This window comes from Amycolatopsis sp. NPDC003731 (assembly GCF_053586895.1).
On sequence record NZ_JBSFNC010000106.1, the window covers coordinates 16,222 to 31,921 of the forward strand.

Genomic DNA, 15,700 nt, shown 5'->3' on the forward strand with positions numbered 1-15,700 from the left:
CAGGAGCTGGCTTTGGCGCAGGGGGAACCGCAACCGCTCGTCTCGGTGATCGTGGTCAACTACCACGGCGCCGACGACACGATCACCTGCCTGCGCGCGCTCGCCGAGCACGACTACCCCGAGCTCGAGCTGATCTGCGTCGACAACTCCGCCGACCCGGCCGAAGCCGCGCGCCTCCGCGAGGCCGTCCCGCAGGCCCAGGTCGTCGAGGCCGGCCGCAACACCGGTTTCGCGGGCGGCTGCAACCTCGGCGCGAAGCACGCGAAGGGCACCGTCCTCGGCTTCCTCAACAACGACGCCCGCCCCGCGCCCGGCTGGGTCTCCGCCGCCGTCGCCGAGCTGCGCGCCCAGCCCGGCGTGGCCGCCGTGGCCAGCAAGGTCCTCGACTGGGACGGCACCGGCACCGACTTCGTCGACGGCGGCCTCACCTGGTTCGGCATGGGCTACAAGCGCCACGCCGGCACGCCGCTGGCCGACGTCCCGGCCGCCGAGCACGAGGCCGCCAAGGACGTCCTGTTCGGCACCGGCTCGGCGATGTTCGTCCGGGCGGGCGTATTCGCCGAGCTCGGCGGCTTCGACGAGCGGTTCTTCATGTTCTACGAGGACGTCGACCTCGGCTGGCGGCTCAACCTGCGCGGCTGGCGCGTCCGGTACGTGCCGGAGTCGCTGACGTTCCACCGCCACCACGCCACGATGGCCTCGGTCGACGCCCCGGAAACCGGCCGCGAGACGTTCCTCCTGGAACGCAACGCCCTGGCCGCGCTCTACAAGAACCTCTCCGACGAGACCCTGGTCAGGGCGCTGCCCGCGGCGCTCGCCCTGGCCGTGCGCCGGGCCACCGCCCGCGGCGAGCTGGACGCCACCCAGCTGGACCTCGAACACGGCGTCGGCCCGGTCGAGTCCGGCGACGTCGCCATCCCGCGCACCACGCTCGCCGGGCTCCTCGCGATCGACCAGTTCGTCGAGCAGCTGCCGTTGCTGGCCGAGTCGAGGGCGGTCGAACAGGCTGCCCGCGTCCGCACCGACGCCGACCTGCTTCCGTTGCTGCGCAAGGCATTGGAGCCCGCGTACCCGCTGCCGCGCTACCTGGCCGCGCACGACATCCTCGTCGAGGCGTTCGGCATCGAGAAGGCGTTCGGGCAGCGCCGGAAGATCCTGGTGATCACCGGCGACGCGCTCACCGAGCGGATGGCCGGCCCGGCGATCCGCGCCTGGAACATCGCCCTCGCGCTCGCCGCCGAGCACGACGTCCACCTCATCACCACCAACCCCCTGGCCACGCCGCCGCCCGCGCCGTTCCGGGTCGGCGCGGGCAAGCACCGCGAGCTGGACGCGCCGATCGCCTGGGCCGACGTCGTCGTCCTGCAGGGGCACGTGCTGGAGCTGGCGCCGTCGCTGAAGAAGCAGCACAGCGGCAAGATCGTCGTCGCCGACCTGTACGACCCGATGCACCTGGAACTGCTGGAGCAGGGCAAGGGCGTCCCCGACGACCAGCGCGCGGCCGACCTCGCCGGCGTCACCCGCGTCCTCGACGCCCAGCTCGAACGCGGCGACTTCTTCCTCTGCGCGTCCGAGCGGCAGCGGCACTTCTGGCTCGGCCACCTCGCCGCGATGGGCCGGCTTTCGCCGCGCCTCTACGACGCCGACCCGACGACGCAGTCGCTGCTCGCGGTCGTCCCCTTCGGCCTGCCCCCGGAAGCGCCGGTGCGCACCGGGCCGGGACTGCGCTCGTCGCTGGGCATCGGCGGCACCGACCACGTCGTGCTGTGGGCGGGCGGGGTGTACAGCTGGTTCGACCCGCTGACCCTGGTCCGCGCGATCGATCGCCTGCGGCGCAACCGCAGCGACGTCCGGCTCGTGTTCCTCGGCATGAAGCACCCGAACCCCGAGGTCGCCGAGATGGACATCGGCGTGCGGACGATCCGGCTGGCCGACGCGCTGGGGCTGACCGGCAAGCACGTCTACTTCAACGAGCAGTGGGTTCCTTACCACGAGCGCCAGAACTGGCTGCTGGACGCGAACTGCGGCGTCACGACGCACTACGAGCACGTCGAGACGACCTTCGCGTTCCGCACCCGGGTCCTGGACTACCTGTGGGCGGGCCTGCCGATCGTCACCACCGACGGCGACGCGTTCGCCGACCTGGTCCGGACCGAACGCCTCGGCGTCGTCGTCCCGGCCGAAGACGACGCCGCCCTGGCCGACGCGCTCGAAAAGGCGTTGTACGACGAGGAATTCGCCGCGGGCTGCGTCGAGCGGCTCGCCGTCGTCGCGCAGCGGTTCGCGTGGCCCGAGGCGCTGAAGCCGCTGGTGGAGTTCTGCCGCGACCCGCGCCCGGCGGCCGACCGGCTGCCCGGCTCGGCGGACCTGGTGACGACGCCGCCGATCCGCGGCCGGGCGATGCTGCGGCGGGACCTGGACCTGATCCGCGAATACCTCGACGCCGGCGGGCCCGCGGAGCTGGCCCGGCGCGTGGGCGGTCGCGCGGTGAAGGTCGCGAAGCAACGGCTCCGCCGTGGCTAGGTCTCTGAGTGTTCTCCTCGACGGCACCCCGCTGCTCGGCGCGCGCACCGGGATCGGCCGCTACACGGCCGCGCTGAGCGAAGAACTGGTCTCGATCCCGGAGGTCGACACGCGCGCGGTGGCGTTCACCCTGCGCGGCTGGCGGCGGTTGCGCCACGTGCTCCCGTACGGCGCGCGCGCCCGGGGGATGCCGGTGGCGGCGCGGCTGCTGCGGGCGGCGTGGCTGCGGTCGGACTTCCCGCCGGTGGAGCTGTTCGCCGGCCCGACGGACGTGGTGCACGGGACGAACTTCGTGCTCCCGGGCCGCCTCCGCGCGGCGGGCGTGGTGACGATCCACGACCTGGCGTTCCTGGACAACCCGGCCGAGCTGGCCCCGAGCGACCGCGGCTTGCCGGCCCTGGTCCGCCGCGGCGCCCGCCGCGCCAACGTCATCTGCACCCCGACGGCGGCGGTGGCGGACGCGGTGGCCGAGCGCCTCGACGTCTCCCGCGAGAAGATCGTGGTGACCCCGCTGGGCGTGAACCCGGCGTGGTTCACCGCCCGCCCCCCGGACGACGAGCGCCGCGCGCGCCTCGGCTTGCCGGCGCGGTATCTGTTGTTCGCGGGCGCGGCGGGCCCTCGCAAGGGCTTGGACTGGCTGACCCGGGCCCACGACGCGGCCCCGGACCTGCCGGACCTGGTGTTCGCCGGCCCGGGCCCGTTCCCCCGCGGCCCGCGACGGTTCCAGACCGGCTATCTGTCCGATGTGGACCTCCGCACGGTGGTGGCGGGCGCATCGGCCCTGGTGCTGCCTTCGCGCGACGAGGGGTTCGGCCTGCCGGTCCTGGAGGCGATGGCCTCCGACGTCCCGGTGGTGTGCACGGACATCCCGGCCCTGCGCGAGGTGGCGGGCGAGTGCGCGAGCTTGGTCCCGTACGGCGACGTGGACGGCTTGGCGGCCGCGCTGCGAACGGCGGTGACGGACCCGCACGCGGTGGCGACCTCGGCATCCCGGCGAGCCCACGCGGCCAACTTCACGTGGCGAACGTGCGCCGAGCTGACGGTCGGCGCCTACCGGCTGGCCTCAGGGCGTCACTGACCTCTTGTAGGCGGCGAGGACACCGTCGGGCGACCCGCTCAGGCGGATCCGGCCTTCGTCCATCCACAGGGCGCCGGTGCACAGTTCTCCGAGCAGTTCGTCGGAGTGCGAGGCGAAGACCAGGATCCCGGACCGGTCGCTTCGCGGGCAAGGACCAGCTCCTGTTCGCGGTGAAGGATCAGCTGCTCAGCCGTTGAAGGCGAGCGTCGGCGAAGCCCTCCGCGACCCGCCACCCGGGGTCCGCGCGGTCGTCGGCGCGTTCACCCAGGCCTTGGCGGGCCACCATCCAGCAGGCCTTCGTCGAAGCCGTGGGCGACAGCCCGGCCGTCCGGACGGCCGCCCGGACCGTCATCGGCGCCTGCGTGCACCGCGCCGCCACCCGCCACTACTGGCCCGACGGCCTGGACTGGACCACGTGGGCCGCCGAGACGACCGCGATGACACTCGCTTACTCGGCACCCTCGAAGTAGGCGTCCAGCGCCGCTTCCCACGACCGCAGCGGCGTCAACCCGGCCTCCACCCACGAAGCCGGCGACAGCACCGAGTACGCCGGACGCGGCGCGGGCCGCGGGAACTCCGCCGTGGTGCACGGCTTCACCCGGGACGGATCCGCCCCCAAGTGCGCGAACACCGCACGCGCGAACCCGCACCAGCTCACCGCACCCGAGTTCGTGCAGTGCAGCACCCGTGCCGCCGGCCCCTCCCCCGCGACCACCCGTGAAGCCAGCTCCAGCAACCCCGCCGCCAGGTCGGCCGTCCACGTGGGACCGCCCACCTGATCGTCCACAACGGACAGTTCCGGCCGGGAAGACTCCAAAGCCGCCATGGTCTTCACGAAGTTCGACCCCGACTTGCCGTACAGCCAGGACGTCCGTACCACCCACGACGACGCCCCGGACCCGAGCACCGCGTCCTCGCCCGCCGCCTTCGTGCGGCCGTACGCCGACCGAGGCCCCAGTTCGTCCGTGGGCTCGTACGGCTGCGAAGCGTCTCCGGAGAACACGTAATCCGTCGACACGTGGATCAGCGGCACCTGCCGTGACGCGCACGCCGCCGCCAGGACGCGGGGGCCGTCCGCGTTCACCGCGAACGCCCGCTCCTCGTCCGTCTCGGCCTTGTCGACCGCCGTGTAGGCCGCCGCGTTGATCACCACCGGCGCCGAACCCGCTGCCCGGGCCCGCTCGGCCAACGCGCCGACCGCGGCCAGTACCTGGCCCGTCGCCGTCACATCCAGTTCGGCCGAACCCGGAGCCACGACGTCCACCGAAGCGGACGCCAGTGCGGCGAGATCCCGGCCGAGCTGCCCGGAACCCCCGGGCACAAGCACCGTCAGCGGCACAGAAACTTCCCCTACTTCTTCAGCGCGGCCCGCTCGGCCAGCGGTTCCCACCACGCACGATTGTCCCGGTACCAGGCCACCGTCCCGGCCAGACCGTCTTCGAAGGAAACGCGCGGAGCGTACCCCAGCTCCTCGCTGATCTTCGTGATGTCCACCGAATACCGGCGGTCGTGGCCCTTCCGGTCCTCGACCGGCTCGACGCTGTCCCAGCCCGCGCCGACGGCCTCGAGCAGCTTCTCCGTCAGCGAGCGGTTCGTCAGCTCGGTGCCGCCGCCGATGTTGTAGATCTCGCCCGGGCGGCCGCCGTCGGCGACCAGCTGGATGCCGTGGCAGTGGTCGTCCACGTGCAGCCAGTCACGGACGTTGAGGCCGTCGCCGTACAGCGGCACCTTCCGGCCGTCGAGCAGGTTCGTCACGAACAGCGGGATGACCTTTTCCGGGAACTGGTACGGACCGTAGTTGTTGGAACACCGGGTGATGCACACCGGCAGCCCGTGGGTGCGGAAGAACGACCGCGCCACCAGATCCGACGACGCCTTCGACGCCGAGTACGGCGAATTCGGCTCCAGCAGGTGGTCTTCGGACCACGAACCGTGCTCGATCGAGCCGTACACCTCGTCGGTGGACACGTGCACGAACTTCGAGACGCCCGCTTCCAGCGCCGCCTGCAGCAGGTTCTGCGTGCCGAGCACGTTCGTCAGCACGAAGTCGGCGGCACCGAGGATCGAGCGGTCCACATGCGACTCCGCGGCGAAGTGCACGACGAGGTCCACACCGGTCATCACGTCGGCCACCAGTGCCGTGTCGCAGATGTCGCCGCGGACGAACCGCAGCCGCGGGTCGGCGGCCACGGGGGCCAGGTTGGCCTCGTTGCCCGCGTAGGTGAGCTTGTCCAGCACCACCACCTCGGCGTCGCGCAACGCCGGGTAGGCGCCGGTCAGCACCTGCCGGACGTAGTGCGACCCGATGAAGCCGGCACCACCGGTGACCAGGACCCGCATCTTCCCGCCTTTCCCTCGCGCCCCGGAGGGGCAATCCGCCCCCAGCCTACGGAGGTCCCACAACACCCTCAGTAGAGTCTCGGTGGAGGCACGCTGGTGTCCTGGGGGAAGTACGGGGTCACAGGGGAGGAAGCGCGTGACCGAACAGGCTGCGCCGACCATCCCGGCGCGCCGGGGGCGGACCGGCCACGGTGTCGCGGTCTTCGCCCGCCGCGGCGGCAAGGTCGTGGTGTCCCTGCTGTCCGTCGCCATCCTGGCGCTGACCTGGTACGGCTGGAACTACATCGGCGACCCGAACACCGGCCTGACGACCACGAACGTGTTCGCCGACACCGAAGCGCACGCGAAGCCGCTCGACGGCGCGGTCGACATCCTGCTGGTCGGCCAGGACAGCCGCACCGACGCGCAGGGCAACCCGCTGCCCCGCGAGGTGCTGGACATGCTGCACGCCGGCGTCTCCGACGGCGAGCTGAACACCGACACGATGATCCTCGTGCACATCCCCCAGAACGGGAAGCAGGCGATCGCGATCTCGTTCCCCCGCGACTCGTGGGTGGAGCTGACCGGCGGCTTCGGCAAGCACAAGCTCAACAGCGCGTTCGTCTACGCGTACACGGACACTTACCGGGCGTTGCAGCGCCAGGGCATGACCGACCTCAAGGAAGCCGACGCGCAGGCAAAAGTCGCAGGGCGGAAGAACCTCATCGCCACGATCGAGAAGTTCATCGGCAAGCCGGGCATGATCGACCGCTACGCCGAGGTCAACCTGGCGAGCTTCTACGAGATCACCAAGTCCATCGGCGGCGTCGAGGTCTGCCTCAAGGGTCCGGTCAAGGAAACGAAGTCCGGCGTCGACCTGCCGGGCGGCCGCCAGACGATCGAAGGCGTGCAGGCGCTCGCGTTCGTCCGCCAGCGCTACGGCCTGCCCAACTACGACCTCGACCGGATCGCGCGGCAGCAGGCGTTCCTGTCCGGGCTGGCCCGCAAGGTGATCTCGACCGACGTGCTGACCAGCCCCGGCAAGATCGCCGATCTGGTGGCGGCGGTGAAGAAGTCCGTGGTGCTGTCCCAGGGCTGGGACCTGACGGAGTTCGCCGAGCAGATGCGCGGCCTGACCGGCGGCCGGATCGAGTTCCACACCATTCCGACGCTGGGCAACGCGACCATTGGCGGCGCCGACGTGCTGCGCGTCGACCCGGCCCAGGTGGCGGCGGAGGTGACGCGGCTGACGTCGGACGGCGACACCCCGGCCACGCCGACGTCGACGCAGCTGGCCGGCGCGCAGGCCGTCACGGTCGAGCTGTTCGACGGTTCGGGTTCGCCGTCGCTGGCCGGCCAGACGCACGCCACGCTGCAGAGCAAGGGCTTCACGCTCGCCGCGGACCAGCGGCTGAGCACCCGCAACGCCACCGTCATCCGCTACCACCCGGGCGACGACACCGCGCTGGGCCTGGTCAAGCAGGCGCTGGGCACCGCGGCGCAGGCCGAGCCGGACCGGGACGTCCCGGCCGGGCACGTGCGCGTGCTGCTGGGCAAGGACCTGCGGAACTCGGCCGCCGGAGCCGGTGGCGCGCCGACGTCGCCGGCCACGAAGCCGCCGGTGGCCCCGGCCACCCCCGCCGCGCCGCCGATCACGGCGGGCGACGTCCCCTGCGTCAACTAGACTGGGTACGCAGGGTGTTCGGGGGAGGAAAGCCAGCGTGGCAGACGACCAGGAAGAACCGGAGGCGAAAGCCGAGCCGGTAACGCTGAGCGACGACTGGAAGCCGTCGCCGTTTCCGCGGCAAGCGCCTGCGCCTTCGCGGGTGCGTCGCGCAGGGCGGGTGACGCGCCGCGTGGCGGTCGGCTTGGTGTCCCTGCTCGCGCTCGGTGCCAGCGGCTACGGCTACGTCACCAAGGACCAGCTGCAGAGCACGGTCCCGACGACCGACGCGCTCACCCCGCGGGCCGGCGAGCCCGCGCCGCCGCCCGCGGACGACGGCGCCGAGGACATCCTGCTCGTCGGCAGCGACGCGCGCACGGACGCGCAGGGCAACGCGCTGCCGCCGCGGGTGCTGCGGCAGCTGCGCACCGAAGCCAACGACGGCGCGGTGAACACCGACACGATGATCCTGCTGCGGGTGCCGAAGAACGGCGGCAAGCCGTCGGCGGTCTCGATCCCGCGCGACACCTGGACGGCCATCCCGGGCCGCGGCGAAGCCAAGATCAACTCGGCGTACGGCGTCGCGAAGGCGCGCGCGGCGCAGGCGATGCGGGGGCAGGGCGAGCGCGACCAGGCGAAGATCGAACGCGACTCCGACACCGAAGGCCGCCGCGTGCTGGTGCAGGCGCTGCAGGACCTGACGCAGGTGCGGATCGACCACTACGCCGAGATCAACCTGCTGGGGTTCTACCTGATGACCGAGGCGCTCGGCGGCGTCAAGGTGTGCCTGAACCACGCGACCGAGGACAAGGACTCGGGCGCGAACTTCCGCCGCGGCGAGCAGACGGTCTCGGGCGGCGAGGCGCTGTCGTTCGTCCGGCAGCGCAAGAACCTGCCGCGTGGCGACCTGGACCGGATCGTGCGGCAGCAGGCGTTCCTGTCGTCGGCGCTGCACCAGCTGCTGTCGGCGGGCACGCTGACCAGCCCGGGCATGCTGAACGACCTGATGGACGCGGTCCACCGGTCGCTGACCCTGGACCCGGGCCTCGACCTGCTGCAGTTCGCGCAGCAGGCGAAGGGGATCGCGTCGGGCGACCTGACGTTCGCGACGATCCCGGTGGTGACGGCGAACGGCCGCAGCGCGGACGGGCAGAGCATCGTCCAGATCGACCTGAAGGCGGTCCGCGAGTTCGTGGCGGGCCTGGCGGGCCGTCCCGCCCCGGCAGCGGCGGCCCAGGCCCCGGCGGGCGGCGGTTCCGGTGGCGGCTCGGGCAGCGGCGCCGCCCCCGCCGCGGCGCCGCTGCTCGAGGCCTCCCCCGGAGTCACCTGCGTCAACTGAAGTCGACGCGGTGCTCCTCGACCCACTGGCGGAACGTCCGCGGCGCGTGGCCGGTCACCTCGCGGACCACGTCCGTCACCACCGACGGCTCCCGCACCGTCCGCTCCCAGGCCCCGAGCACGGACGCCGGCACGTCCGGCGGCCAGCCCAGCGCCAGCATGCGCTCGATGGCCTGCTCCTTCGTCAGCTCTTCGACCCGCAACGGCCGGCCGAGAACGTCCGAAAGCACCTCGGCCTGCTCGCGGAACGAGATCGGCTCCGGGCCCGTCAGCGCGAGCGACTCCCCGTCGTGCGAGCCGTCGATCAGGATCCGGGTCGCGACGTCGGCGATGTCCCGCTCGTGGATCGCCCCGATCCGCGAGTCGGGGTACGCCGTGCGGACCACTCCCTCGGCGACGTCGGCGCGCCAGCCCAGGGTGTTCGTCGCGAACGCGCCCGGGTTCAACGCCGTCGAAGCGAACGACCCCGCGGCCAGGGCCTGCTCGACCGCGCGGTGCAGCCCCGCGATCCGGCTGTGCTCGGCATCCGGTTCGAGGGTCGCGGCCGACGACAGCAGCACGACGTGCCGCACGCCGGCCGCCTCGGCCGCCTTCACGAATCCTTCGATGCCCTGCGGACGCGTGTACAGGAAGGCGGCGGAGACACCGTCGAGCGCGGGCTCCAGCGTCGAGGCGTCTTCCAGGTCCGCGCTCACCTTTGCGACGCCGTCCGGCACGTCGAGCTTCGCGGCGTCACGGCTCGACGCGCGCACGTCCTGACCGGCCGCGACGAGGGCGTCGACCACCGCGCGCCCGACGTGTCCGGTGGCTCCGGTGACGAGAATCGTCATGCTGTCCCCCAGCTCCCGAGATAATTTTGCTTTCAAAGCAAACGTACTGAGGACGGTCAGCCGGTGTCAACCGGCGCGGCGCGCGGTCCGCGCTTTAGCCTTGTCCCCATGAGCCTGACCGACGAGCTGCTGCGCCCGCTGCCGGCCGCCCAACCGTTGATCACCCACTACGACGACCAGCTGGGCAGCCGCGTCGAGCTGTCCGTGGCGACCACCGCGAACTGGGCGGCGAAGACGGCCAACTGGCTGACCGAGGAGTTCGACGTCGAGCCGGGCGACGCCGTGGCGGTGCAGCTCCCGGCGCACTGGCAGACCGTCGGCGTGCTGCTCGGGGCGTGGTGGTGCGGGGCGCGCGTGGTGACCGAAGGCGCGGGCGCGCGGGTGGCGTTCGTCGGGCCGGACGACCCGGAACCGACCGGCGCGGCGGCCACCGCCGTCGTGACGCTCGACCCGATGGGCCGCGGCCTCGCCGAGCCGCCCGGCGGCGGTGCGTTCGACTACCTGAGCGAGGCGCGGCTGGCCGGCGACCAGTACCGCCCGCTGTTCCCGATCCCCGGCAGCACGGCCGCGCTCTTCGAGTCCACTGTGGAGGAGGTGCTGGCCGAAGCCAGGGCCCGCGCGGCGAAACTCGGCCTCACCGCCGGCGACCGGGTGCTGTCCACCCGGGACTGGACCGAGCCGGAGGGCATCCTCGACGGCCTGCTCGTCCCCCTGGCCGCGGGCGTCCACCTGGTCCACATCAGCAACGCGGACCCGGCGAAGCTGGACGCCCGCCGCGAGGCGGAACGCACCACGGCGGACCTCCCGGCGTGAAACGGGTGAAGGCCACCTCGGTGAGGTGGCCTTCACCGCGCTTGCGGCTCAGGCGTTCTGCAGCTCGCCCGCCTCGACGTCGCGGCGGGCGCGCCTGCGGCCCCACAGCAGGTGGTCGAGCGAGATCCGGCCGCCGTTGAAGCCGAGGGCGAGCCCGGCGAGCGCGAGCACCAGGACCAGCTCGTAGCCGCCCTGGCCGGTCAGGCCGTTGTCGATGTGCACCGAGAGCAGCGCGCCGACCGAGATCACGACGTAGCCGATGCCGACGAGCGGCAGCAGGAAGCCCACGATGAAGGCGACCGAGCCGAGGATCTCGACCGTCATCGCGAAGACCGCGGCGGCCGTCGGCAGCGGGATGCCCGCCATCTCGAAGAACTTCGCCGTGCCGTCGATGCCGTTGTTCCACTTCTGGAGCCCGTGCGCGAGGAAGACGACCGCGACGCCGATCCTCCCCAGCAACAGGGCCACGTCCTTGAATCGTCCGAACATCGGTTTCAGCTCCCGGGTAGGTGAATATTCAACTGACCCGACCCAAAGTAGGGCACCGAGCACCCGGACCCGAAGCTCCGGACGGTGATCGACAGGAAACCGACAGGCACGCCCTCAGCGCTTGTGCGCCCAGGCCGCGCCGAAGCAATAGGCGCCGAACGCGGCGAGGCCGAGCGCCACGACGGTGAGCAGAACCGGGCCGAACGGCTGGGCGGCGAGCGTCTTCAGGGCCGCGTCCAGCCCGCCGGCCTTGTTCGGGTCGGCCTGGAAGCCGGCGATGGCCAGCAGGATCGCGACGACGGCCAGGACGACACCCTTCGCCAGGTAGCCGGTGGTGCCGACCCCGCCGATCCAGCGCTTGGTCTTGCCCGGCAGTTCGGTCGTGTTCAGGTCCTCGAGGAACTTCTTCTTCGCACCCTTGACGCCGGCGGCGATGGCGACTCCCAGCACGCACGCGGCGGCGATCACGACCAGCGCCGGCCCGGCCGGCAGCTGGAGCAGCTTGGCGGTGAACTCCTGCTGGTTCTGGTTGCTGGACCCGCCTCCGCTGCCGGTGGCGATGCGGATGGCGCTGATGCCCAGCGCGATCACGACGACACCGCGCGCGGCCGCGCCGATCCGCTTGCGCGTCCGCTTGCCGCCGCTGACCCACTCGTAGCCGGTCGCGGCCATCATGAACTGCCAGAGCCCGAACAGGATCAGGCCGACGGCGACGATCCAGAGCAGGACCTGCCCGAACGCCGTCGAGCCGATCTGCTCCAGGGCACCCTTCTGGTCGGCCTGCTCGCTGTCGCCGAAAGCGACCTGCAGGGCCAGGTAGGCGATGACGAGGTGCACGACGCCGTAGCACGCCATGCCGGCGCGGCCGAGCAGTTGCGCGGTGTTGCTCTTTTCGCCTCGTTCGGCGGTGGCCTCTGTCCGGTTCATGCCTGCTGGAGTACCCACGCCCGACCCCGTTCCGCTCGGCCAAGCGGCCTAATCACTTGCTGTGCCTGGGACGATCCGCTCATGGACAACCCGCTGCTCGGCTACTGGTCGGAACAGGAGGTCTACCCGAACGACCCCGAGTACTCGGACCTGGGCTTCCGCCCGGACGGGTCGGGCTGGATGTACTGGGCGAGCTGGAGCACCGAATTCCTCGTCCACCGGTTCCGCTGGCACGTCCCGGCACCGGGCCGGCTGACCGCCCGGCTGCACCTGACCGTCGGCGGCGAGTGGTCGGTGGCCGACGGGGACGTCACGCACCAGGTCGAGTACCGGGAGAAGACCGACACGGTCGTCGAGCTCGGCTGGGCGATCGAACCGGACTCGGAGCTGACCCTGGACCGCCCGCTGGCCGACCTGTGCGGCACGCGGTTCCGGCCGGTCGCGGCGGGCGGCACCGATCCGACGGTGACGGCGGCTTAGGCCGGGCGGCGCCGCACCTCGTCGAGACCGGCCCAGCCGCCGTTGACCGCCAGCAGCGTCAGGACCTCTTCCGCCTGCTCGGCGAACCGGGCGAGGTCCTCGTGCAGCAGGGCCGCGCGCTCGCCGTCCAGCTGGTCGAAGTCATCGAACCACAGCGAGATCGCCGAGCCCGCCGTGACGGCGAGGCCCTGCGTCAGGCTCAGGAACCCGGCCGACGGCTCATCGGCGGCCGCGCGGTAGGCGGTCTCGATCTCGTCGCACGCGGCGAGCAGGTCACGCAGCTGGCGGACGGCGCCGGCCGGGGTCCCGTCCCAGGCGGCGGTCGGCCAGGCGCGATCGGACAGCTCGAGCCACAGCCGCCAGCCGGCGACCAGCTCGGCTTCGTCGTGGGGCGTCCAGGACGCCGGAACCGGCCAGTACATGCTTCGAGGGTGACACCGCCGGAGCGCAAATCCGCCCCGGCGGTGGGTTATGTCTCATGTGGCGAAACTCAGCCGAGGACGGGCGGCACGAAGACACACGGCGGCGTCTTCGCGTGCGCGGGATCGAGCGCGTTGAGCACCAGCCCCTGCGCGACGGGGTCGTAGGTGATGCCGAGGTGGTCGGTGAAGTCGAGCACGCAGACGTCCTGCAGCAGGATGTTCCGCACGTTCGACGCGGGGGCGAGGAAAGCGCTCGTGTACGGCGTCACGACGTCGTCGTAGCGGGTCTGGATGACGGTGTACCGGATGCCGGGCACGGTTTCCCCGCCGGCGTTGAGGTCGGCGAGGAAATCCGAGCCGACGGCCTGGTCGTTGCAGGCCTGGCAGACGGCCCCGAGCGCGGCGGGGACCCCGGGGATCATCTCGAGGGTGCTCAGCAGCCCGAAGAGATCGGTCCCGTGGTTGGACGGCGACAGCCCGACGAGCCGGCTGATCTTGTCCGCGCCCCCGAGGTACTTGATCCAGTACCGGATGTTCATCCCACCCTGCGAGTGCCCGACGACGTCGAGCTTCGCGGCCCCGGTGGCGGCGAGGATCCGTTCCCCGAAGGCGGCAAGCGCTTTCGCGGTGTCGGCGACGGGCCCGACGGTCTGCAGGAAGGAGCCGGGGGCGCCGCCGAAGTTCCCCGCGAAGACGCAGTACCCGGCGTCGGCGAGCTTCTGCGAGAGGTTGGCCCAGTTTTCGTAGGCGTTGGCGGTGGTCCCGTTGGAGAGGAGAACCGGGTTGGGGTGCTGCGCGCTCGGTTTGCAGTTCCAGTCGTTGGCCCCAGGAGGAGCGATGGTGGGCGCCCCGAGCGAGTAGACGGCGGCGGTGAGGATGGTGGGCTGCACGGGCCCGGTCGGTTCTCGTTCGGCCGTATGACCGGTCCCGGCCCCCAGTGCGAGTGCCGCCACCGCGGCGACGACCGTCGTGAGCCACCTGCGCGTCGTTGCGCCCATCCGCTTCACCTCTCTGTGAACCGATGGTGACCCGCGTCACCGCACGTTCAACGCGCGAGTAACTTGTTCGAACCTCCCCCTAGTGGGTCATTTTCCGCCGACGGCGAGGGCGTCCCGGAAATAGCCGGCGAGCTTCTCGACGGCGGGGTCGATGTACTCCTTCTTGTCGTAGAGGTCGACGTGGCTCGCGCCCTCGATCCAGTGGAGCTCCTTGGGGCCGGTGGCGCGCTGGTGGACGTCGACGGCCATCCAGGAAGTGACGGCCCGGCTGCCGACGATCTGGAGCAGCGGGCGCGGGGCGATGAGCGGAACGGCGTGGAAGGCGTCGAAGGATGCCAGCTTGTCGACGCTCGGCCAGGCGAGGGACTTCGCGGACCGCTCGTGCTCGCCGCGCGGGGTGCAGTAGTACTCGAAACCCTCGACACCGTGCTCACCGCCGAGCGCACCGGCCTGTTCGGCGGTCTCGGGGAACATGGTCAGGACGCCGGGGTCGTCCCCCCGCGCGGCGGCGGTGCGAGCCTGGGCGGCGAGGTCGAGCAGGCCCTGGAAGACGGCGGGATCCTGGGTGCCGTCGGCACCGAACCGGAACTGGCGGGCGACGTCGGCCCCGCTGGCGGTGGCGACGGCCTTGACGCGGTGGTCGCCCCCGGCCGCGGCGAGCGAGTAGCCACCGGAAGCGCAGATGCCGAGCAGCCCGATGCGGTCGGCGTCGACCTCCTCCCGGGTGATGAGGAAGGAGACAGCGGCCTTGAAGTCTTCGACCCGCTGGGCGGGGTCTTCGAGCCCGCGGGGCAGGCCGCCGGACTCGCCCTGGTAGGCGGCGTCGAAGGCGAGGGTGACGAAGCCGCGTTCGGCCATCAGCCGGGCGTAGGTGCCGGCGGTCTGTTCCTTGACCCCGGTCCCGGGGTGCCCGACGACGAGGGCGGGCCACGGCCCGGCGGCCGGCGTGTCGGGGGTGTGGAGGTGGGCGGCGAGTGTGATGCCGGCGCTGTCGAAGGTGACGGTGGTCCTGGCCATCGGGGGTGTTCTCCTCGAGACGTGGTGGTCGTTGCTCCACCACAGTCCGTCGGTTCCGCCCCGGGCGGGAGAGCGGGTTCCTGCCTGGGAAAGACCTTGCCCCCCTTCGAGCGCGGCGGCGCGGGGACACTGGAGGCATGACACCGGATTCCGGCCCCCGGGCGCTGGGCGCGTTCCTCAAGGCCCGCCGCGCCCAGCTGACCCCGCGGGACTGCGGCCTCCCGGACCGGGCGGCGGGCCGCCGGGTCACCGGCCTGCGCCGCGAAGAGGTCGCCGGGCTGGCGGCGATCAGCGTGGACTACTACACGCGCCTGGAGCAGGGCCGCGTCCGGGCCTCGGCACCGGTGCTGATCACCCTGGCGAAGGCGTTGCGCCTGGACGAAGACCAGCAGCGCTACCTGTACGAGCTGGCCGGCCGGGCCGACGCCCTCCCCCGCAGGCGCCGGCCCGCGCAGCGCGTGCGTCCGGCCATGAGCAGGCTCCTGGCCCAGCTCACCGGAACCCCGGCGCTGGTGCTCGGCCGGCGCCTGGACATCCTGGCCTGGAACCCCGCGGCCACGGCCCTCTTCACCGACTTCGCGGCGATCCCCCCGCACCAGCGCAATTACCTGCGCTTGCTGTTCACGAACCCGGCGGTCCGCGAACTCCACGAGAACTGGCAGCACGACGCCCGCGAGGCAGTGGCGGCCCTCCGCATGGAGGCGGCGGCCGACCACCACAAGGAGCCGACCATGCTCGACGCCGACGTCCGCCGCATCCTCGCCACCACCGCGATCGGTCACCTCGCGACCGTCCTGCCCGAC

16 protein-coding genes are annotated in these 15,700 nt (G+C 72.0%); 8 read left to right on the top strand and 8 right to left on the bottom strand.

Translation table 11 applies throughout. The annotated features are described in order from the left end of the window. Positions 1 to 12: 12 nt before the first annotated feature. From ACWDN5_RS33160 to ACWDN5_RS33170, 3 genes are all read left to right on the top strand, one after another. Positions 13 to 2,523 (top strand): glycosyltransferase, encoded by a 2,511-nt coding sequence (locus ACWDN5_RS33160; protein ID WP_449679053.1) that lies wholly within the window; start codon positions 13 to 15, stop codon positions 2,521 to 2,523. Continuing rightward, a complete protein-coding gene (locus ACWDN5_RS33165; RefSeq protein ID WP_310970910.1) occupies positions 2,516 to 3,601 on the top strand; it encodes a glycosyltransferase family 4 protein in 1,086 nt (361 codons plus the stop codon). Before ACWDN5_RS33160 ends, ACWDN5_RS33165 begins: the two co-directional genes overlap by 8 nt. Before the next feature lie 308 nt (positions 3,602 to 3,909). Next, on the top strand, positions 3,910 to 4,071 hold the full coding sequence (locus tag ACWDN5_RS33170) for a hypothetical protein (RefSeq protein WP_449679054.1): 162 nt from the start codon (positions 3,910 to 3,912) through the stop codon (positions 4,069 to 4,071). On the opposite strand, the gene rfbD is transcribed toward ACWDN5_RS33170, so the two are convergent. Together rfbD and rfbB are read right to left on the bottom strand one after the other, a co-directional pair. After that, positions 4,050 to 4,940: a dTDP-4-dehydrorhamnose reductase gene (rfbD, locus tag ACWDN5_RS33175; protein ID WP_449679055.1), complete on the bottom strand. Its 891-nt coding sequence runs from the start codon at positions 4,938 to 4,940 to the stop codon at positions 4,050 to 4,052. The genes ACWDN5_RS33170 and rfbD overlap by 22 nt on opposite strands. Positions 4,941 to 4,951: 11 nt before the next feature. Continuing rightward, positions 4,952 to 5,941, bottom strand: coding sequence for a dTDP-glucose 4,6-dehydratase (gene rfbB / locus ACWDN5_RS33180; RefSeq protein WP_310970914.1), 990 nt, complete (start codon positions 5,939 to 5,941; stop codon positions 4,952 to 4,954). A 136-nt stretch (positions 5,942 to 6,077) separates the two neighbouring features. Between rfbB and ACWDN5_RS33185 the strand changes: the two genes are divergently transcribed. Together ACWDN5_RS33185 and ACWDN5_RS33190 are read left to right on the top strand one after the other, a co-directional pair. Next, positions 6,078 to 7,604, top strand: coding sequence for an LCP family protein (locus tag ACWDN5_RS33185; RefSeq protein WP_449679056.1), 1,527 nt, complete (start codon positions 6,078 to 6,080; stop codon positions 7,602 to 7,604). 37 nt (positions 7,605 to 7,641) lie between these two features. After that, entirely contained in the window at positions 7,642 to 8,922 is a 1,281-nt protein-coding gene (locus ACWDN5_RS33190) for an LCP family protein (protein WP_449679057.1), read from the top strand. On the opposite strand, the gene ACWDN5_RS33195 is transcribed toward ACWDN5_RS33190, so the two are convergent. After that, positions 8,915 to 9,751, bottom strand: coding sequence for an NmrA family NAD(P)-binding protein (locus ACWDN5_RS33195; protein WP_449679058.1), 837 nt, complete (start codon positions 9,749 to 9,751; stop codon positions 8,915 to 8,917). The two genes, ACWDN5_RS33190 and ACWDN5_RS33195, sit on opposite strands and share 8 nt — an antisense overlap. Before the next feature lie 108 nt (positions 9,752 to 9,859). On the opposite strand from ACWDN5_RS33195, the gene ACWDN5_RS33200 reads away from it, so the two are divergent. After that, positions 9,860 to 10,564, top strand: coding sequence for a TIGR03089 family protein (locus tag ACWDN5_RS33200; RefSeq protein WP_310970920.1), 705 nt, complete (start codon positions 9,860 to 9,862; stop codon positions 10,562 to 10,564). A gap of 48 nt (positions 10,565 to 10,612) precedes the next feature. On the opposite strand, the gene ACWDN5_RS33205 is transcribed toward ACWDN5_RS33200, so the two are convergent. Beyond that, complete coding sequence (locus tag ACWDN5_RS33205; protein ID WP_310970921.1) at positions 10,613 to 11,053, bottom strand: DoxX family protein; 441 nt, start codon at positions 11,051 to 11,053, stop codon at positions 10,613 to 10,615. Between the two features lie 114 nt (positions 11,054 to 11,167). Next, positions 11,168 to 11,980: a DUF1206 domain-containing protein gene (locus tag ACWDN5_RS33210; RefSeq protein ID WP_310970922.1), complete on the bottom strand. Its 813-nt coding sequence runs from the start codon at positions 11,978 to 11,980 to the stop codon at positions 11,168 to 11,170. 81 nt (positions 11,981 to 12,061) lie between these two features. On the opposite strand from ACWDN5_RS33210, the gene ACWDN5_RS33215 reads away from it, so the two are divergent. After that, positions 12,062 to 12,460 (top strand): hypothetical protein, encoded by a 399-nt coding sequence (locus tag ACWDN5_RS33215; RefSeq protein ID WP_449679059.1) that lies wholly within the window; start codon positions 12,062 to 12,064, stop codon positions 12,458 to 12,460. Here ACWDN5_RS33215 and ACWDN5_RS33220 read toward each other — a convergent pair. From ACWDN5_RS33220 to ACWDN5_RS33230, 3 genes are all read right to left on the bottom strand, one after another. Beyond that, positions 12,457 to 12,882, bottom strand: a complete 426-nt coding sequence (locus ACWDN5_RS33220) for a hypothetical protein (RefSeq protein ID WP_449679060.1) — start codon at positions 12,880 to 12,882, stop codon at positions 12,457 to 12,459. The two genes, ACWDN5_RS33215 and ACWDN5_RS33220, sit on opposite strands and share 4 nt — an antisense overlap. A gap of 68 nt (positions 12,883 to 12,950) precedes the next feature. Next, a complete protein-coding gene (locus ACWDN5_RS33225; RefSeq protein ID WP_449679061.1) occupies positions 12,951 to 13,880 on the bottom strand; it encodes an esterase/lipase family protein in 930 nt (309 codons plus the stop codon). 87 nt (positions 13,881 to 13,967) lie between these two features. After that, the gene (locus tag ACWDN5_RS33230) at positions 13,968 to 14,897 is read right to left on the bottom strand and encodes an alpha/beta hydrolase (RefSeq protein WP_449679062.1); all 930 of its coding nucleotides are present in this window, start codon (positions 14,895 to 14,897) and stop codon (positions 13,968 to 13,970) included. 137 nt (positions 14,898 to 15,034) lie between these two features. Between ACWDN5_RS33230 and ACWDN5_RS33235 the strand changes: the two genes are divergently transcribed. Beyond that, positions 15,035 to 15,700: helix-turn-helix domain-containing protein (locus ACWDN5_RS33235; RefSeq protein ID WP_449679063.1), on the top strand; the 666-nt coding region annotated here is incomplete at its 3' end.